Origin of the sequence: Streptomyces abikoensis (assembly GCF_014648775.1) — a bacterium.
Lineage (GTDB): Bacteria > Actinomycetota > Actinomycetes > Streptomycetales > Streptomycetaceae > Streptomyces > Streptomyces abikoensis.
On the sequence record NZ_BMRT01000011.1, the window covers coordinates 102,875 to 121,682 of the forward strand.

Here is an 18,808-nt window from a genome sequence, read left to right on the forward strand (position 1 = left end):
CCCCGTCCCCGGGGGCGGCGAGCGCCTTCTCCTCCTACGTGGCCGCGTACGGCAACTCGGGCAGCACGGCCGTCGGCAGGGTGTCCCTGACGAACGCGTCGAAGTCCCGGTACATCCGGGCGACGTCCTTCGACGACGCCGTCAGCCCCGCGAGCGCGGGCAGCCCGGCGGCCTTGGCGCCCCGCAGGATCTCGTACAGCGAATGGTCACGCCCGGTCAGCATCCACGCGGCGACGGCGAGGAAGAACCCGCGCTCCGACAGCTCCGACGCGCCACCGCCCCCGGTGCCGGCGCCCGGTACGGCCCGCAGCCAGTGGAAGGCGCTGAGCATCCGGGTGGTCGTCCCGGAGATGCCCGCCACCAGGGGAGCGCCGCGCTCGTGGTGCTTGCGGTACCAGCCGTCGTCGGGGCTCATGGCGAAGACCGCCTCCCCGGAGGCCCAGGGCAGCGGGAACTCCGGCCCCTCCTCGCCCGGCCCGGTCATCGCGGCCCAGAGCGCCTCGGGAGTGACCGTGTGCCGCCGGGAAGCGAGGTCGTCGCCGACGCCCTCGACGGACAGCTCGGTGGTGCTGCGGCGGGCGTGGGCGGTCTCGGCCTCGCTCAGCGGCACGCGCAGGTCGCGGTAGTCGCGCAGCGTGCGCTTGCCGGGGCCGGTCGAGGGGTCCGGGCGCTCCGTGCGGCGGCGCTGGCTGCGGCCCATCGACAGGGTCGTGCCGGCGCCCTGCCGCACCGTGAGGTTCCCGAGGGCGAAGACGTCGTCGCCGAACTGCTGCCCCAGCGGGTGCGGGAGACGGCTGAGGAGGCCGCGCGCGGTGCCGGCCAGATGGGCGCGCTGGGCGTCGAGGGCCTCGGTGTCCAGGCCGAGCTCGTGGGCCAGCCGCGGGTCCCCGCCGAGGACGACGCGGTGCAGCAGGGTCTTGAGCGACACCGCGCGCTCGTCGGGGTGGGGGCGGGGCTGCGGGCCGTGCTTGTAGTACGCGGCGTTGTAGAAGGCGGTGACCAGTTCACGGACGGTGGCCGACGAGTCCGGCGCGGTCCACTGGAGGAGCCGTTCCCCGGGGTCGCCCTCGGTGCCGACCTGGCCCGCGCTGTGCGGGTCGTCCTTGAGGAACGCGCCCGCCGCCGCTTCCGGGCCGAACCCCCGGCTCAGTACTTCGTGGAGCCGCAGTACGGCGGTCCGGGCGGCGCGGCCCACCTCCGGCGCGGCGGCCAGCGCGGCACCCAGCCGCTGCTCGTACAGCTCGGCCGCCTGGTGCCAGCCCGGTGCGGCCAGCGCCCGGCGATGGCCGAACGGCGCCCCGGCCGTGCGCCGTCCGGCCGTGCGCCGTCCGGCGGGGCCGGTCAGGGCGTGGGCGACGGCGGCGTTGCCGGCCTCCTGCTGGAGGTTCCGCAGCCGCTCCGCCAGGGTCGCGGCCGTGTCCGGCACCGGTCCGGCGGCCACCGGGGCGGGCGCCTCCACGCGAACGGCGGCGGTCGGTGGGTGCGGGCTCACGACCGCGCCTCCTGGGGGAAGGCCGACTCGTCCACGTAGCGGCCGAGCTTGGCGTACTCCTCGCGGACGGCCACCAGCAGGTCCGCCATGGCCACGGGCCGGCCGGCGTCGGCGGCGCGGTAGGCGGCGGTGACGGCACAGCAGCGGATGGCACCACCGGACAAGTCGAAGGCCGAGGCGAGCGCCGCGAGCCCGGCCGGGCCGACGTCCCGGTCCCGTGGCACGGCCGGGCCCAGACAGCGCTCCCACAGGGCCCGGCGCAGGGCCTCGTCGGGCGCGGGGAAGTGGACGACGAGGTCGAGGCGGCGCAGGAACGCGGGGTCGATGTTGCCGTGCATGTTGGTGGTCAGCAGGGCCAGGCCGTCGAAGGACTCCAGGCGCTGCAGCAGGTAGGAGGTGCCGGTGTTGGCGTAGCGGTCGTGGGCGTCCTGGGCGGGGGTGCGCTTGCCGAAGACGGCGTCGGCCTCGTCGAAGAGGAGGACGGCCTCGTCCGCGTCGGCGGCCGTGAAGATCCGCTCCAGGTGTTTCTCGGTCTCCCCGATGTATTTGTCGACGACGGTGGCCAGGTCGACGACGTGGAGGTCGAGGCCCAGTTCGGCGGCCACGACCTCGGCGGCCAGGGTCTTGCCGGTCCCGGACCCGCCGCTGAACAGGGCGCCGACTCCGCGCCCGCGCCCGCCGCCCGGGCGCATCCGCCACTGTCCCAGGACGCGGTCGCGGTGACGGACGCGCCGGACGAGGTCGCGCAACTGCTCGTGGGGCCGCTCGGGCAGCACCAGGTCGTCCCAGGTGACGGCGGGGCGTACGGGCCGAGCGAGCCGGCCGAGCGCGCCACCGCTCCAGCAGCGGGCCGCTTCCCGGACGGCGGCGGCGTCCACGGGCACGCCCCGCGCGGCTGCCTGCCGGCGGGCGGCGGCCGCGACGGCGTGGATGCGGGCGGGGCCCGCCCGGTACCGGGCGCCGGCCGCCACGGCGGCGTCGCCCGCCGCCGGGCCGGCCGTGGCGTGGTCGTCGGCCGTCGGGTCCGGTGCCCGGACGGGGGAGGAGAGCGCGTGCCGCCACAGCGCGACGCGTTCGGCGCGGGTCAGCGGCGGGCAGTCGGCCGGCACGGGGGGCGTGCGCGTCCAACGGGCGTCCCACGGCCGGTTTCCGGTGAGCACCAGGGGCACCGGTACGTCGGCGAGGGGCGCCAGCAGGGCGCGTGTCCACCGGTCGTCGTGCGAGCCGAGAGGACCGACGACCAGCCCGTCGCCCCGCAGCCGCGCCTCGAGCAGCGCGCCCCGGACGGCCACGGCCGCCGGGGGCTCCGCGTGCTCGGCGTCCTGAAGGTCCAGATGGAGCGCCTGACGGCCCGACGCGGCCAGGGCCGCCCGGGCGACGGCCGTGGCGGTGCCGTCGACGCTGTCGCGCAGATACACGGGCCACGGGCGCGTGAGCAGCCGGGCGACATGCCGTACCGCCTCGGCCAGGGGCCCGTTCTCCAGCGGGCCGTTCTCCAGAGGGAGCAGGGCAGGTGGCGCGGGCGGCACGCCGTCGTCGCCCAGCAGATGCGCGGTGACACGGTCGGGGACGCGCAGCCCCCGTGTCGGATACGGGCGCGCGGCGTCGACGACCTCCAGCAACCCGCCGGCCCGCAGGGGCGCGTCGGGGGAGAACAGCCGGCGGGCGGTCGCGGACGCGGCCGGGACGCCGCACAGCGTCAGGGCGAGACCGATGGTGGCGTGCCGGCAGGTGATGTCGTCGTTGAGGTAGCCGTAGCAGCGCTCGAACCGGGCGTCGACGTCGGGAGCGAGCGCGATCAGCAGGACCTGGGCGGCGAGTTCGTCCAGACCGAACCCGTCGGCGAGCCGGCGCAGGGGCGGCGGCGCGCCCATGGCCGCCGCCGCGTCCTCCCGGGCACGCACCGAGGCGGCCAGGGCGTCCTCGAAGGCCCCGGCCGGCAGGGGACCGGTGGGTGCGTCGAGGAGGTGCGGGGCCATGTCGTCGGAGACGTAGAGCCCGCGCAACGGGTCGAAGGGCGCCTCCTCGAGCTCGGGGAGCGCGGCATCGGCGGCCGTGGGGTCCTCGCCCGTGCGCCAGGCGATGGCTCGTCGCACGGTGGCCTCGACGACCGCCAGCCTGGCCAGGAGCCAGTCCCCGGGGACGGGCACGGGCGTGCGCGGGGAGCGTGCGGTGGGCGCGGTCACCGCGTGTCCCCCGGCGCCGGACGGGGCTTGATGTTCTCGTTGACGACCGGCGGTTCGGTCACCCAGTGGGTGTAGGTCTCCGGGGTGAACGACAGCAGGGGGACGGTCACGGTCGCGTTCACGGTGGGGACGAGCGTGTGCCCGACGGCGCTCCACAGTTCGGTCAGGGCACGGTCCTCCGTCGGCGGGTGCCCCACGTCCAGCAGTGTCGTCAGCTCCATCTCCTCCAGCTCCGGGGGAAGCCGCACGGGCAGTTCCCGGTCGCGGGCGAAGCCCACGAGGAGATCGCCGAGCATGTGGTGGGCGGTGAGGGCGTCCGGCGCCCACGCGGCGACCAGGTACGACAGCCGGGCGTAGCGGGGCGGGTCGAACTGCGCCTGCTTGAAACGCAGCATTCCCAGTGGGCCCAGGGGCAGCCCCGCGTACTGGTGGACCGTGCCGGTCTGCCGTCGGTCCAGGTCCTCGCGGATGTCGTACAGATAGATGCCGACCGCCTCGGAACCGGATGTCTCGCCCAGCCCGTTCTCGCGGCCGGGCGGCTGGAAGGTGATCGTGAAATCGGGGGGCAGGCAGGTCATGTCCTGCCGGACGCGTGCCGCCAGCGCGCGGTCGACCAGCTGGATCATCGCCGGGCCTGCCGCGGGTCGAACGCCGCCTTCGCCGGGCCGACGAGGCCGAGCGCCGTGGTGTCGGCCACGGCCACGGCCGAGCCCTCGGCGTCGGCGAGGCACACCCGAGGCGTCGCGGGGCGTGGATCCGGCGCGCTCCCGGCGAGTGCCCGGCCGGCGGGCACGGTGAAGAGGGGGGTTCCGGTGGTGGTGTCGAGCATGAGGAACGCTCCGTTGTTCTCGCTGGTGACGAAGAGCAGGGCGCCGTCCGCCGACACCGACACCGATTCGGGCCCGACGATCAGCGGATGACGCCATGTGGCCACGACTTCGGGTACCTCCGCCGCTCCGGACAGGGCGATGACCGTGACGCTGTCGTCCCCGTGGTCGGCGACGAAGGCCCGGGCGCCGCCCGGCGCGCAGGCCACGCCCATGGGATCCCGGCCCACGGCCAGCGAGGTCACCTCGTGGTCGCCCGTCAGGCGTACGCAGTGGACGGCTCCGGCGGCGCGGTCGCTGGCGCACGCGTAGGCGCCGTCGTCGGTGACGGCGACGTCCCACGGGCGGGAGGATCCCGGGCCGCCCACCGGAACGGGGGTCACCCCGGAGGTCAGGACGGTGACCGTCCGGGCGGCGAAATCGGCGATGTACGCCGTGCCGTCGGCGGCGGCCGCGATCGAGTAGGGCATGTGCGCCTTGTCGAGCGGCAGGGTCTTGGACTCCCGTACCGCCAGCCGTGTCCCGTCGAGCGTGAGGACGGCGAGGGACGCTTCGCGTATGGGCTCCTCACCGCGCCCTTGGTTGACGACGTACAGGGTTCCGTCGTCCCGGCAGGCGAGCCCGGTGGGCCTGTCGACGGGCTGGGCGGGCGACGTGGCCACGACGGTCATCTGCTGGTCGTTCTTCGCCAGTTCGGTGCCGTACACCGTGCCCAGGGCATGGCCGTCGCTCATCCAGGCCTTCGAGACGGCCGCGTACAGGTACTGTCCGTCCGGGGAGAGGGCGAGGCCGGGAGGGATCGGGATGCCGGTCTCGACCGTGATCGTCCGCTGGTGTCGCGCGGGGCTCGTGGAGATGTCGAAGACCTCCACCGCGGCCTTCGGAGCGGCGGCGTTGGAGACGTAGAGCGTGTGGCCGTCGGACGTCAGGGCGAGTCCGTAGGGGTACTTCATGGCGGGTGATTTGGTCACGGCCATGTGGAAGGACCAGGCGTCGTCCACCGTCGCCCGCTGGAGGACGGAGACCGTGCCGTTCTGGTAGTTGGCGACGCACAGCCGTAGCCCGTCGGCCGACAGGGCGAGCTCGTGCGGGCCCGACAGCCGCCCCGTCGGCGCGTCGACGGGATCCAGCGGCTGCCACTGCCCCGGGCCGGTCCGGGACAGGACGGCTATCCTGCCGCCTTGCTGGTTCTCCGGGGTCCTGGCGAAGTCGGCGATGTACAACGTCTTCCCGTCCGGGGACAGTGCGGCTCCGGTGGGCTGTTGGCAGTCCACGGTTCCGGCCGCGATCGTGTACCGGCCGCCCTTGGGATCGACGAGCGAGACCGTGGCCGTTCCGGAGTCGGCGGTCACCGCGTACCGCCCGTCCGGGGTGACGGCCACGCCGTACGGGCTCGCGCCGGGCGCGAGGGCGATGGGCGTCACCGTGACCGCGCCGTCGAAGGTGAGCGTCTCCCCGTGGGCGGGGGTGAGGACGAGGAGGGAGGACGAGCCGGGGCTGGTGGCACAGGCGAACGTCCGGTCGGCGGCGATCGCGACGTCCCACGGCCGGTGCGGCGCGCCGAGGGCGAGGGGAGTGCCGGGCCGGCGGGCATCGAGATCGAGCACCGCCACCTTGTCCGAGACCGAGTCGGCGGCATAGGCCCACGTGCCGTCCGGTGACACAGCGACGTTCACCGGTTCCGAGCCCGTTCCCGTGGTGATTTCGCCGGTCTTGCGGGGCGCGGTACGTACGGTGACGAGATCGCCGGTGGCCTGGTCGCTGACGTACGCGAAGGCCCCCTCCGGGCCGTGGACCACCCCCGCGGGCACCGCGCCGACGGGTGTGCCCAGGCGCGTGGCGGCCAGGTCGTCCACGCGGACGGCGGTCAGGGTGCCCGAGGTCTGGCCCACGACGAGGACCGAGGTGCCGTCCGGGGCGAAGTCGACGGCGACCGGGTGAGGGCCGACAGGGACGGGACGCGGGTGCCCGACCTGTCCGGTGTCCGGGTCCACGGTGGCGACGGACACCGACGCGGAACCGTAGTTCGCCACGCACAGCCGGTCGCCCCCGGGGCCGAGCGCCAGCGCCCTCGGTTCGGCCCCCACGGGCACGGGCGCGCCGACGGCCCGGCCGTGCGCGTCGAGATCCAGTACCGTCACCCAGCCGTCGGCCGTGCCCTCGCCCCGGCTCGCGACGTACGCGAAGCGCCCGCCGCGTGCCACCGCGATCGCCCCGGTGGCCCCCGGCACGCGGACCGTCGCGGCCACGGACGGCGACCCGGCCGTGCTCACGTCCACCACGGACACCGTGGCATCCGTCCCGTTGACCACACAGACCCGGCTCGCCTGCCCGCCCGGGGCCGCCGCCACCGCGCACGGCCCGGCACCCACCGGCAGGGGAACGGGCGACAGCCCCTCCTTGTCGAACACCCTGACCTGGTCGCCCGCCCAGGCGGCCACGCAGACCTGGTCCCCGGTCAGCCCGGCGACCACGGCGCACGGGCTCTTCCCGGCGTCGACGGTACGGAGCACCGGAAGACCCCCGGACCCGAGATCCACCACGGACAGCGTTCCGGCGTCGTGGTTCGCGGTGTAGGCGCGGGTGCCGTCGGTGCTGACGGCCACCGCACGGGGACCGCCCTCCACCGGCACCGTGCGGACCTCGGGACGGTCCGGTACGGCGAGGCCGGCCACGACCAGGGCGTCCCCACCCCAGTCCGGTGCCACCAGCCGGGGCACCGGCCCCGTGTCTCCGTTCTCGCCGTTGCGGCCACTCACGAGGGCACCTCCGCGATGGTGACTCGGTGTTCGACGGAATAGACGGTCTCGCGCGGCCCGCAGTCGATCCGGTCGACGGGAGGCGACTCCACGCCGGTCACCGGATCCACCGGGACCATCTCCACGGTGGCCACCCGGCCCACCCCCGGCACGCCCTCCAGGACGCGGAACGCCTCACCCACGTGGACCGGCCGCCCCAGCGGCCATCCGGTCCCGTCCCGGCCGCCGCCGACGGGGCTGAAGTACCGGTAGAGGGCGCGTTCGGCGGCCACGCGCAGCTCCGCGCGCTCTTCGGCGGTGCGGTAGTCGGCGGGCACCACACGGGCGTTGAAACGGACGCCGTGGTAGACGGGCCGCACCAGCCACACCGGCACCCCCTCCGGCTGGCAGGCCCGCAGCGCCCGGCGCAAGGTGTCACAGGCGTCCCGGGTGGGCGTGAGCATGTGGTACGGGAACCAGCCGCGTTCGTCCGTGGTGACGAAGGGGACGACCATCAGCGTGACCCCGGCCTGGGTGCTGCCGCCACTGGTGTCGGTGTAGCCGTTCCTGCAGCCGTGCGAGGCGGAGGTGTTGCGCACGCCGACGACGCGTTCGTCCGGCTCCTTCAGCAGGCGGATCTCGCCCGGGCCCAGCCCGTTGGCGGCCGCGCCGAGTGTCGTCCTGTACGTGCCATGAGCCGTGATGACGGCGTCCTCGGGCGGAACGGCACCGTGCTGCCCGGCCGTCGAGGAGCCCCCCGTCACCTTGGGGCCGAAGTGGACCTGGCCCGTGCTGGCGTTGATGACCACATGCTTGTCGTCCGGGCCCGACTTCTCGAACGACGTGACGGTCGTCCAGCCCTCCGCCCCCACATGGACCGTCGGGAGCGGCCCGCACACCGGGGCGTACAGCAACGGGAAGGCCTGCCCGGGATCACCGGTGGACGACGGGAACGGCCGCTTGCCCTCGTCGAGTTCCTCGTACTGCTCCGCGCGGACGCTGCCGGCGCTTCCGGAGTCGGCGTAGACCGTGTACGTCGTGCCGGGGGTGCCCTGGGGATCGAGGATCTGGACGGCGATCCAGCACGAGGCCTCCTCCGTCGGGAACCCGGATCCCAGCGCTTCCACGGCGTCCTGTGCCGTCGTGGCCAGTGCCCCGCGCTCGACGGCGGCCTGCCACCGTGCCGATCCGCTCAGGGGAACGGGATGGGCGGAGACCTCCGCGTCACCCGTCTCACCCGTCACGGTGATCGTCCGTGCGGGTGTGGAGGCGTACGCGAGCGGGGCGGAGACGTCCCACCACGGCGTCTCCTTCCTCGGCGCGAACACCGAGACCGCGAGACGGTCCTGCGGCGCCCGGTCCTCGCCCACCGCCACCCAGAGCGTGAGATGGCGTGGATCGTGTGTCTTCCGGATCTCCACCAGCGCGAGGACCAGCCCGCCACCGTCCTTGAACGGCCCGGAGAACTCCCCTCGGTAGTTCTCGGCGGTGAACATGCCGACGGCCGTGGTGACCCCGTCGGTGAGCCGCAGCGACGCCGCACCGACGGCTTCCGGGGGAAGACGTTCGGCGTCCTCGGTGGTCGTGAAGACCGTCTTGCCGTCGGCTGTCGTGACCCGCAGCCCGGCGGGAACCCGCTGTGTGCCGGCGGCCAGGGTGAGGCTGACGTCCGTTGTCGCGGGTATCCACGGCAGGTAGTTGCGGGCGGGGTCGAGCGCGTCATGGGGGACGTCACGGAGGTGGTGGATACGGGCCATGCCCGCCGACGCGGCCAGCGCGAGCTGCTCGTAGTCGCCGGGGACGACCGCCCGTTCCGGCAGCGGAGAGCCCAGGGGCAGCCGTGTCGCGCAGGCCTCGGCGGACTCGCCCTCCGTGCCGCCGACGGCCGGCGCGGGGTTGGTCACGGAGGAGACGTACGGCAGCGGGGTGCGCAGCACCGTGAGGGTGCGCGCGGGCACGTTGCCCCGGGCGCCGCCGCCCGTCAGATAGCGGCGGATCCGTACGGCCGCTCCCGCCGGCAGCGGCGCCCCGTGCCGGCGCGGCCCCCGGGCGCCGACCACGACGGGAGCGAAGACGGCCTCCCCCGTGCGTGGATCCAGCGTGAAGTGCCGGTCGTCGGGACCGGACCCCGCGAGCGAGGCGACATGGGTCCACTGGGCCACCCGGCCGTCGAGCGCCGCTTCCACCACGAGGGGGTCGGTGCTGCGGGGGAGCGGCGGGTGGGCGAAGCGGAGCCGCTCGCCGGGGGCGCCCGTCGCGGTGCCCAGGGTCTCGTCGCGCACCAGCCGCGCCTGGACGACCGGGACGGGGACGACGAGCACCGGCTGGAGCGCGACCCGCGTCAGCGCGCTCTGCCCGGGCTCGGTGCGGTAACGGATCAGCCCGACGTCCCGCAGCCGCTGGACGAAGAAGCCGCCCTGCCCGTCCGGCCGCCGGAGCAGGAGCTGCGCGGGCGCGTGGGCGGGCGGAACGTCGAGGGAGACCCGGCCCGGGACGTCCCGGGAGGTCACCGTGTCCGTGGCCACCCGGCAACTGGTCCAGTGCGTGCCCTGCCAGGCCTCCCAGCGGCCCGGGACGACCCCGCGGTCGAACGGGGCCCGGCCCAGCTCGACCTCCAGGGTCACCCGCGTGCTCGGCACCGGCACCGAGAGGACGGCCAGGGCGTAGGAGGAGCCGCTCCCACCTGCGCCGATCAGCCCCGGGTCCCTGTTCGCCGGGACGTCCCCGGGTGGGGGGAAGTCGCCGAGGTAGGGCAGGTTGAGGTGGAAGGCGGGCCCGGGGAAGGCGGACTCGCCGGGCTCCACCGTCACCGAGGAGCCGAACGCGGTCAGCCTTCCCTGCAGGGCGCCGTCGGCCACCCGTTCCTCCGTGAAGTCACCGGCCGCGACGAGGACGCACGGGTTGAGCACCGCGTCCGTCAGTGTGGTGAAGACGACCGGCTCCTCGTCGCCCACCGGCCGGGTGGCCACCTCCTGGCCCGCCGGCACCACCACCGGTTCCGGTGACGGCGCGGCGAGTTGCAGGACGGCCTCCGTCCGCGCGGGCGCGGCCCGGTACGGCCGCACGCCCAGCAGGCGCAGCACCTGGAGCCGGCGCTGGTCGGCGGCCAGATCGAGCCGGTCGCGCACGGCCATGACCATGTCGGCGCACGTCTCGATCAGCCCCCGGCCGGGGTCCGTCAGGTCCTGCCCGGTCCAGGTACCCACCCTCCCGCGCACGCCGGCGACGGCCGCGGCGACGACCTCGTCGCGGGTCCGCCCGTCGTACTCGGGTGTCGGCAGACTCATCCGTGAGCGACCTCTCGTCAGGAGCCGGCGATGGTGACGACGGCCTTGAAGGGCAGATGCGCCGGGCAGTGCGCCTGGACCAGGCGCGTGAGCCGGCTCTCCAGCGCCCGCCGGTCCTGCCCGGCGGGGGCGGTCAGGGTGACGGTGAGCATGCGTCCGGTGCGGGGACCGGGATCGGCGTCGGTGAAGACGCGCCCCGGGTCGTCGACGACGAGCGCGAAGTCCGGCGGCACCCAGCGCAGGATCTCCCGGGCCTCCAGCCCCAGCCCGTACGGCGTCCCCCGGTACGCCGCCAGACGGGCCGCGAGGTCCACGGCCCGGCGCCGCCGGATCTCGTCCCAGCCCGGCTCGACGCGGGCCCCGGTGATCCGGACCAGCCAGTCGAGGAAGGCGGGCGGCGCGCGCCACGGGTCGAGTACCGCGTCGAGGTCGTCGAGGCGTTCCTCGGCGGGCGCCATGACCTCGCCGATCGCGGCCGCGAACGCCCGCACGACGGTGTCGTGGCCGTAGACGGCGGGCAGGGGCAGCGGACGGGTGGGGGAAGTCGGCACGGGCCTGGTCCTCCTGATCGCTCGTCGGGTTCGTGGGTCAGCCGTCCGTGGGGGCGATGAGCAGACCGACGTCCTCCAGGAGGACCAGACCGCCGTCGGACACCTCGACGGAGGTCACCGGCCGCCCGCCGTCGTCGATGAGGGTCACGTCGGTCGTGCCCCGCAGCCGCGGCACCTTCTCCAGGACGGCGAAGACGTCGCCGGCGTGCACCCGCCGCCCCCACGGCCAGCCCCGCCCGTCCGGCCCGCCGGCCGTGGGGTGGAAGAAACGGCGCAGGGCGCCTTCGGCGGCTGTCCGGGCCTGGTCGACGTCCGCCGGCGTGCTGCTCCACGGGCGTACGGTCGCCTCGATCCCGAAGGAGTGGTAGCGGGGTTCGCCGACGCGCAGCCGTTCGCCCAGCAGCCGGGAGGCGTCGACGACGCCCACCACGGCGGCCAGGGTCTCCGGCGGGATGCCGAAGGCGCCGTCCGGTGGGCGGACGGCGGGGTCACCGGTGACGTGCGGGACGAGGAGGACGTGGAGCGGCTCGTCCTCGCGGCGCCACACGGCGGGCTCGGTCCGCGTCCCCTTGACGAAGTAGAAGACCCCGCCGACGACGACCACGGCGTCCGGCTGCTCCTGGCACTCGGGGGAGAGGCCGGGGAAGGACTCGGAGATCAGGGACGTCACGCCCCGGCTCTCCGCCCGCGGTACGAAGGACCGGTCGGAGTAGGTGTAGGCGCGGTGGTAGAAGGTCTCGCCCTTGAAGAAGAACAGTTCGTACGCGTCGTCATCCGCGTCCTCGTCGCGTTGTGGATCGGCGAGCAGGGCGACCGCGTCGAGGTCCGCCCAGAACGAGTGCGCCGGGTCGTCGGCGCCGCCGGGCAGTCCGGGGAACTCGTCCTTGACGGGCCGTGAGAGTTCGCTCCCGTCCCAGAGGCACTGGTCCCCGTAGAACCAGAGCCTGGGCGCCGTCTCGTCCGTGCGGATCATCGCGTCGAGGCACTTCGCTTCCCGCACGGGACCGGGCACCTCGTCGCCGTCACCGGCGGGTCCGTGCTGCTGCTCCAGGGGCAGGGCGCGCGCGGTGATGACGCCGCTGTCGTCGTAGTAGTGCACGGCCCGCAGCGGATCGCGGGCGGCGACGGCGCTGGTGAGGACGTCGGGAGGGCGGGGCGGTGCCTGCAGGGCCGTCGGCACGCGGGAGTCGGTGGGGCGGGTGAGCGCCGTGACCCGGACCCGGGCCAGCCCCGGCACGTGCTCGTCGATGATCCGCTCGTGGTCGGCGGCCGTGACCGCGCGGCGCAACGGCGCCAGCCCGAGGCCCGCGCGTTCCAGCGCCCGCCGCCAGTCCTCGGCCTCTTCGGACGCGGCGACGACCGTCTCGACGACGGCCGTCAGACCGGGCACGGCCACCGTCAGGGGCCCGCCGGCCTGGACCCCGCCCTCCCGGCCCCGGAACACGTCGTACTCCGCGCCGATCCGCGCGCCTTCCGGCGGCACCGCCCCGTGCTGCCGCGCGCCGCCCTCGGCCGGGACCAGCGGCCCGAAGACCACCTCGCACGAGGCGTCGTCCCACCAGTGGACCCGGTCGCCCGGCCCCGCCCCCGCGAACGTCGGCACCGTCCGCCACTCGACGCCTCCCACGCGGACGGTCATCGGCGGCCCGAACGGCGGTTCCGCCACCGGGGCGCCCGGCCGCCAGGGACGGTGGCGCGTCGGGAAACGCCCGGCGGGACGGCCGTCGGCGACGCCCAGCACCTCGGTGACCCGTACGAGCCGCTCGTCCGCCTCCACCGCTCCCGTGGTGCGCGCCCCCTCCAGGACGAGCGGCGCCACGGTCGCCAGCACGACCGGCTCCTCGCCCTCGGTGCGCACCACGGTGCCCGCCGGTATCTCGCGCCGCCCGGTCGACCCGTCGGTCCGGGTGAACGCGACCACGATCCGCGTCGGCGACGCGGGAAGGGGAGTGATGCCCATGAGCCGCAGCAGAGCGAACCGCTGCCGTGCCGTCATGCGGTGGACGCGGTAGAGCAGTTGGTCGGTCCGTTCGGCACAGGCCTCGATGAGGGTGATGCCGGGGTCGGAGACGTTGTGGTCGGTCCACTCGGGCACCCGCCGCGGGAGGGCGCGTTTGGCGGCGTCCACCAGCGGCTGGAACCGCAGGTCGTCCAGGTCGGGGACGGGAACACCGGACGGGTCCGGCGCGGGGGGAACGGACGGATCGGCCATGACAGGGGTCACTCCACCGGGGAGTCGCCGGGCAGGGTGTAGAAGGGGAAGACGAGGTTGCGGGGTTCGTTGGTGGCGCGCAGCCGGTAGCGGATGTCGATGTAGAGCACTCCGACGTCCGTCGTGTCCATGCTGAACAGCAGGTCGTCGACCTCGATGCGCGGTTCCCACCGGTCCAGGGCGCGGCGGACCTCCGCGTCGGCGCGGGCGACGGTGGTGGCGTCGAGCGGGTCGAAGACCAGGGCGTGGACGCCGCAGCCGAACTCCGGCCGCATCGGCCGCTCGCCCGGCGCGGTGGACAGGATCAGGCGCATCGCCTGCTCCACGTCCTCGGCGCCGCGCGCCAGGCCCACCCGTCCCGTACCGGTGATGACGGCGGGGAACGCCCACCCCGCGCCGATGATGTCCACGGTCGCCCTCCCGCCCGCGAGGTGTACGGGGTCAGTTGATGTCGACGGTGTCGCCGGTGACGCCGGTCCGCCGGCCGTCCAGCGAGAGCTGCCCGGTGCTGGTGACGTTCACGGTGGCCCCCTTGAGCGTGAGCCCGCCGCCGCCCTTGCCGTCGTCGGCCGTGACGGTGACGGTCCCCGCCTTGAGGACCAGGCTGCCGTCCGTGCCCGCGTCGACGGTGACCGTGCCCTCGCCGCGCGCGTCCAGCGAGACCCGCAGCGTTCTGCCGCCCTCGCCCGCCGTCAGAACGATGGTGCTGTCCTTGCGGTCGAGATGGGTGGTGAGCTTCCCGTCACCCGTCCGCAGTCGTACGCCCTGGGGGCCGTCGGCGGCGCTGAGGAGCTCCATGAGATCGCCCGAACGGGACGCCAGGGAACGCCGGTTGGCGCGCCCGGTGCCCGAGTCCACCAGGGGCAGACCGTGGTCGGTGGGGGAGTCGACGCCGTTGTACAGGCCACCGAGGACGTACGGCCGGTCGAGACGCCCGTGCTCGAAGCAGACGAGCACCTCGTCCCCGGCCTCCACGGGGAAGACCCCGCCACCACCGGCCCCGCCCCACTGAACGGTACGCGCCCAGTCCGTCACATAGTCCTGCGACAGCCACGGCAGACGCAGCCGTACGGCACCGCGCTCGCCCTGCCCCGGTTCCTTGATGTCCGTGACGATCCCCACCGCCACCCCCAACGAGCACAGCGCCGGCGGATACGGCACGACGGGCGGCGGCAACGGGCCGACCCCCACCTCCGTCCGGTAGCCGTGGTCACCGTCGAAGGTGTGGCGGCAGGAGGTGAGCGTGTACTTGCCGGCGAACGGCTCACCCACCCCGGCCAGCGTCACCGGCACCCCCGCCGCGAGCTCGGGCGTGCCCGCCACCTCGGCGGACAGCGCCGCCATGGAGGCCGCCGCCTCCTGCGCCAGCGCCTGCGCCGCCACGTCCACCTGCCCGGCCGTGGCGTAACCCCGGCCGGCGACGAGCAGATCCGGCGCCGCGCCCGGGAAAGCCGAGCCCAGCCGCGCGGGCGTGACCCCCAGCCGCAGCCGCGAGCTGTCCCCGGCCCCGGCCCGCGCCACCACCGCGGCCTTGCCGGCCGGATCCCACCCGCGCACCTCCACCCCGGCCACCTGCCCCTCGGACGACACCGAGGCACGCAACGCCAGCAGGTTCTCCCCGAGCTCCAGGACGAACGGACTGCGATCCGCCCCCGTACCCGGCGCGGGCGCGCCGCCCGCCGCCGCCGGCCGGCTCATGTGGACGGTGTCCCCCTCGACCGACAGCCGCAGCCCCCGCTGGTCGGCGAGATGACGGAGCAACTCCCAGTCCGTCAGGTTGGGCTGGGCCAGGTACGGGATCCGGGTGCGCTCCGCGTCGACGCGGCCCGCCCTCAGCCCGTGCCGGGCCACGGCCTGCCCGACGACCTCGGCCACCGTGGTGTCCACGTACGCGGCCACCCGCCGCCCCCGCGCCAGCCGCTGCCCCCGGTCCATGGCCCGCACGGTCGTGAACGTCCCGTCCGAGTCCACCTCGGTCTCCAGCGCCGTGACCTCACCGTCGAAGATCCCCAACCGGGTCCGGCGCCGCGCCACGGCCACGGACACGGTCACCGGCACCCCCACCGCGATCCCCGCCGAGGCCAGCAACCGGTGCGCGGGATCCCGGAACCGCAGCGTCGCCCCGGCGGGGAGCCCCACCATCGTCTCCACCCGCGCCTCGACCAACTGGTCGGCCCACTCCTCCCGCAGGGGCGAGCGAAAGGCCACGACCGGCTCCGCCGCGTACAGCCGCTCCGTCACCCGGCACCCCCCGCGACACGCTCCTCCAGCACCGGCAGCACCAGCATCGTGCCCACCGGCACCCGGGCCGGATCGTCCACGTCGTTCGCCCGGGCGATCTCCCGCCACCGCCCGGGATCCCCGTACGCCTGCCAGGCCAGGCCCGCCAGACTGTCCCCGGCGACCACCAGATGCGTGCCCACCGGCCCGTCACCGCCCGACGTCGGATTCTGCCGGGGCACCGTCCCCCCGACCTCCTCCAGGGAGACGGCGCACTGGGCGCGCAGCGGCGTCCCGTCGTGCCCGAACCGCGTGTACTCCGCGTCCACCCGCGTCACCAGGGCGAGAAACGCCGTCGTCCGCGCGTGACCCCACGCCAGCCGCACCCACGGCGCGGAAGCCGGCTTCGACGCCGTGCTCCGCGCGGTCGGAGCACAGCAGTCGAGCAGCTTCTCCACCTGGTCCTGCACGCTCGGCCCCGGACCGGAGGCGTCCAGGAACACGTCCAGCGTCATCGTCCGCGGCTGCGCCCCCACGAACTGCGCCCGCGCCGCCTCCCCGTTGGACGGCGCCCGGCTGCGGTCCCAGACGGCCTGCTTGCCGACCCGCACCCGCTCCGGGTTGAACTGCAACTTGACCCGGCCGCGCTCGGGCCCCGGGGAGGTCCCCGCACCCGTCGGGGGATCGTAGATCACGAGGGCGGCGCGCACGGGTGCGCCGCCGAGCAGCTCGGACAGCATGCGTTCCTCTCCGACCGGGGTTGGCTGGCCTATCGTCAGACGGTGATGCCGAGGAACCCGTTGTGGGCGATCTCCAAGGTCTCGCGGGCCGCTTGCGACTGCTCGACGTCGAACCCCGGGCCGCTCCAGCGCACCGGCAGCACCCCGTCGAGCAGCCACCGCACGAGCGGTCTCCGGTCCGGGCCGAGCGCCACGAGCTGCCCGGGAAGCCGCGTGGGCTCGATCATCTGCTGCTGCATCCACGCCCACACGAGCACGGTCTCCCGCGTCAGCGGCCTGCTGAGCACGACGTTGGTGTAGCGCAGCCGCGTCGGCAGTTGCCACACGTGCCCGTTCGTCCCGCCCTCCACCCGCTCCTCCACCTCCATGGCACAGCCCAGCCCCTCGCACGCCGTGAACGAACCGAGGGCGTGGATGCCGATGGACAACTGGAAGTGGGAACTGACGGCGAACGGCTGGTCGGCCATGGACGGACACTCCGGGGTCGGTCGTCGGGCGGCGGTCGTTCATCGGGGGACGGTGCTTCCCCACGCCCCACCGTCCGGCGGCGGCTCGGCCCGCGGCGGCCACTGCGGCCGGGGCCGGACCCGACGTGTCCGCCGCCCCTGCTCCAGCGCGGGGAGCACGGCATCGGCCAGCAGAGCGGCGTGCCGCAGGGCGACTTCCCGCGCCACGGCGGAGGCGTCCGGCGGGGGAGGGGCGGGGGGCGCGGCGGGCGGCCGGGGCGCCGGGGCGCGCGTCCCTTCGACGGCTTCGCCGGGCGGTGCTGCCGGTGCCGACGGTGTGGGCGGGGGGCACGCGAAGGGCATGGCCGTGTCGGGCACACGGCTGATCGGGTGCCCGACGTGGAAACGGGCGGCGGTTGGCGGCGGCGCGCCTTGGCCAGGTGGGGCGGGGGTGATCCCGGGTGGCCCTGGGCGGATGACGGTTCGTTGGACAGCGGGTTCCTTGCTGTCCGGCGGTTTCGGGGGGAGGCCCGCGCTGGGGGACGGCGAGGCGACACCGTGGGCGGGGCGTTCACGCCCGTTCGGGGACTCGGTCCCCGGCGGCGCCGGACTCATGGGAGCGCTGGGATCGCGGGCCTCGGTCCGGCCGTACGGCGCCGTCCCGGGCGGCGACGTCTCGGCGAGGCCCGGGGGCCGCACGGGGGCGTCGGCCGCCCCGCGCATGCCGGACCGGGGGCCGTATCCCGCTGCCGGGCTCCGCGGCGGCGTCGCGACCTGCTTCCGTCGCTCCTCGCCGGGGCCGGGACGAGGGACGGGGCCGGCCTCTTCGCCGACGCGCACGTACCCGCTCATGGAGCCTTCGCCCACCGCACCGGCCTCCCGTGGGCGTTCGACGTCGCCGAGCCGGGTGCCCGGAGCGGGCGTGCTCCCGGAGGCACTTTCCTCAGACCGGGGCCGAGGCCGGGGGCCGGGCCGGTGCCGGGGCCGTAAGGGTTCGGTCACCCCACCCGGCCCCTCCACGGCAGGGGGCTCACCGGACACCACCACCTTCGCCACAGGCGGGGGCACGGGCACAACCCCGGGCACCACCACCCCCGCCACGGGCAGACACACGGGCGCGGACACTGGCACAGCCCCAGGCGCCGCCATAGCCACAGGTGTCCCCGCCACGGCCACGGGTGCCTCTACCACAGCCCCAGGCTCCGCCACAGCCACAGGTGCCCCCGCCACAGCCACGGGTGGCCCCGGCACAACCACAGGCGCCCCCGCCACAGCCCCCGGCGGCACCCCCACAGCCCCGGAGCCGCCGGGGCCATCAGCGAACTGAGGCAGCGGTGCGAGGGGCACACCTCGGAGGATCCCCGCGCCCAGCGCCAGCGGCACGCCACGCGGTAGGAGCCGGCCGCCCGCCGTGACGACCGGCGCCGGGCGCCACGCCGCGAGGCCCCGGCGGAAGGCCAGGGGCCCGTCGGCGGACGGCACCGGCAGGCGCAGCAGGCCGACGGGCGCGACCTCGCGCCAAGCCCCCGCGCGTATGACGCTCACCGGCCCTCCCCCGCCGTGCTGTTGATCCTGGCGATCTCACGCACCCAGGCGCGCCGCTCCTCGTGGGGGAGGGTGAGGATGTCCCCGTACGCCCAGTGGAAGTGGTAGGCGATGTAGGCGGTCTCCTCGCGGAGCCGGCGCGGCGGGTGCGTCATGTTTCCCCCAGGCGGCCGCCGGGCGCCGACGCGGGCAGCGCGAAGCTCGTGCCGCAGGAGGGGCAGGCGACGGCGCCGTGGCCGGTGTCCAGGCCGTTGATCCGCCGGTAGAAGTCCTGGAGGTAGGCGAGGTCCTGGGCGAAGAGCTGTTCCACCACGCCCGCGTGGATGTCGGTGACGGTCCCCAGCCGGGTGACGACCAGGCTCAGGAGGACGACTCCGAGGTAGGCGGGATTCTCCCGGACGCGCTGGTCGATCAGGGGTGACAGTTCGTCACGGGCGGTGGCGAGCCGCATGGAACCCCGGCGGTGGACGGCACCTGAGCCGTCCACATAGCCGTGGGGGAGCTCGAAGTCGAACTCCGTGCGCAGCGGCGATCCGTTCTCGGGCATGCGGGGCGGTATCCTCC

At 75.1% G+C, this 18,808-nt stretch carries 13 protein-coding genes; all 13 read right to left on the minus strand.

Annotated features, from left to right (window positions below; translation table 11 throughout):
* Positions 1 to 34: 34 nt before the first annotated feature.
* Complete coding sequence (locus tag IE096_RS27950; RefSeq protein ID WP_189456364.1) at positions 35 to 1,492, minus strand: hypothetical protein; 1,458 nt, start codon at positions 1,490 to 1,492, stop codon at positions 35 to 37.
* Positions 1,489 to 3,678, minus strand: a complete 2,190-nt coding sequence (locus tag IE096_RS27955; RefSeq protein WP_189456366.1) for an ATP-binding protein — start codon at positions 3,676 to 3,678, stop codon at positions 1,489 to 1,491. Before IE096_RS27955 ends, IE096_RS27950 begins: the two co-directional genes overlap by 4 nt.
* Entirely contained in the window at positions 3,675 to 4,304 is a 630-nt protein-coding gene (locus IE096_RS27960; RefSeq protein WP_189456368.1) for a Pvc16 family protein, read from the minus strand. The genes IE096_RS27955 and IE096_RS27960 overlap by 4 nt, the downstream gene beginning before the upstream one ends.
* On the minus strand, positions 4,301 to 7,264 hold the full coding sequence (locus IE096_RS27965) for a beta-propeller fold lactonase family protein (protein WP_189456370.1): 2,964 nt from the start codon (positions 7,262 to 7,264) through the stop codon (positions 4,301 to 4,303). The genes IE096_RS27960 and IE096_RS27965 overlap by 4 nt, the downstream gene beginning before the upstream one ends.
* Positions 7,261 to 10,530, minus strand: a complete 3,270-nt coding sequence (locus tag IE096_RS27970) for a putative baseplate assembly protein (protein WP_189456372.1) — start codon at positions 10,528 to 10,530, stop codon at positions 7,261 to 7,263. Before IE096_RS27970 ends, IE096_RS27965 begins: the two co-directional genes overlap by 4 nt.
* A 17-nt stretch (positions 10,531 to 10,547) precedes the next feature.
* Positions 10,548 to 11,081, minus strand: coding sequence for a phage tail protein (locus tag IE096_RS27975; protein ID WP_189456374.1), 534 nt, complete (start codon positions 11,079 to 11,081; stop codon positions 10,548 to 10,550).
* 37 nt (positions 11,082 to 11,118) lie between these two features.
* Positions 11,119 to 13,293 carry a baseplate J/gp47 family protein gene (locus IE096_RS27980; protein ID WP_189456376.1) on the minus strand — a complete coding sequence of 725 codons (2,175 nt, stop codon included), beginning with the start codon at positions 13,291 to 13,293 and terminating at the stop codon, positions 11,119 to 11,121.
* 8 nt (positions 13,294 to 13,301) lie between these two features.
* Positions 13,302 to 13,703, minus strand: coding sequence for a GPW/gp25 family protein (locus IE096_RS27985; protein WP_189456378.1), 402 nt, complete (start codon positions 13,701 to 13,703; stop codon positions 13,302 to 13,304).
* 31 nt (positions 13,704 to 13,734) lie between these two features.
* On the minus strand, positions 13,735 to 15,534 hold the full coding sequence (locus tag IE096_RS27990) for a VgrG-related protein (RefSeq protein WP_189456380.1): 1,800 nt from the start codon (positions 15,532 to 15,534) through the stop codon (positions 13,735 to 13,737).
* Positions 15,531 to 16,253 (minus strand): CIS tube protein, encoded by a 723-nt coding sequence (locus tag IE096_RS27995; RefSeq protein ID WP_189456382.1) that lies wholly within the window; start codon positions 16,251 to 16,253, stop codon positions 15,531 to 15,533. The genes IE096_RS27990 and IE096_RS27995 overlap by 4 nt, the downstream gene beginning before the upstream one ends.
* 35 nt (positions 16,254 to 16,288) lie before the next feature.
* Positions 16,289 to 16,720 (minus strand): phage tail protein, encoded by a 432-nt coding sequence (locus tag IE096_RS28000; RefSeq protein ID WP_189456384.1) that lies wholly within the window; start codon positions 16,718 to 16,720, stop codon positions 16,289 to 16,291.
* A gap of 1,520 nt (positions 16,721 to 18,240) precedes the next feature.
* Positions 18,241 to 18,399 (minus strand): DUF6760 family protein, encoded by a 159-nt coding sequence (locus tag IE096_RS28005; protein WP_164737679.1) that lies wholly within the window; start codon positions 18,397 to 18,399, stop codon positions 18,241 to 18,243.
* A complete protein-coding gene (locus IE096_RS28010) occupies positions 18,396 to 18,803 on the minus strand; it encodes a hypothetical protein (protein ID WP_373298218.1) in 408 nt (135 codons plus the stop codon). Before IE096_RS28010 ends, IE096_RS28005 begins: the two co-directional genes overlap by 4 nt.
* Between the last annotated feature and the right edge of the window lie 5 nt (positions 18,804 to 18,808).

Bases quoted from the DNA above. Each gene is read 5' to 3' on its own strand.
- IE096_RS27970 (WP_189456372.1), bottom strand. From the start codon at position 10,530: ATGAGTCTGCCGACACCCGAGTACGACGGGCGGACCCGCGACGAGGTC.
- IE096_RS28000 (WP_189456384.1), bottom strand. From the start codon at position 16,720: ATGGCCGACCAGCCGTTCGCCGTCAGTTCCCACTTCCAGTTGTCCATC.
- IE096_RS27995 (WP_189456382.1), bottom strand. From the start codon at position 16,253: ATGCTGTCCGAGCTGCTCGGCGGCGCACCCGTGCGCGCCGCCCTCGTG.
- IE096_RS28005 (WP_164737679.1), bottom strand. From the start codon at position 18,399: ATGACGCACCCGCCGCGCCGGCTCCGCGAGGAGACCGCCTACATCGCC.
- IE096_RS27980 (WP_189456376.1), bottom strand. From the start codon at position 13,293: ATGGCCGATCCGTCCGTTCCCCCCGCGCCGGACCCGTCCGGTGTTCCC.
- IE096_RS27960 (WP_189456368.1), bottom strand. From the start codon at position 4,304: ATGATCCAGCTGGTCGACCGCGCGCTGGCGGCACGCGTCCGGCAGGAC.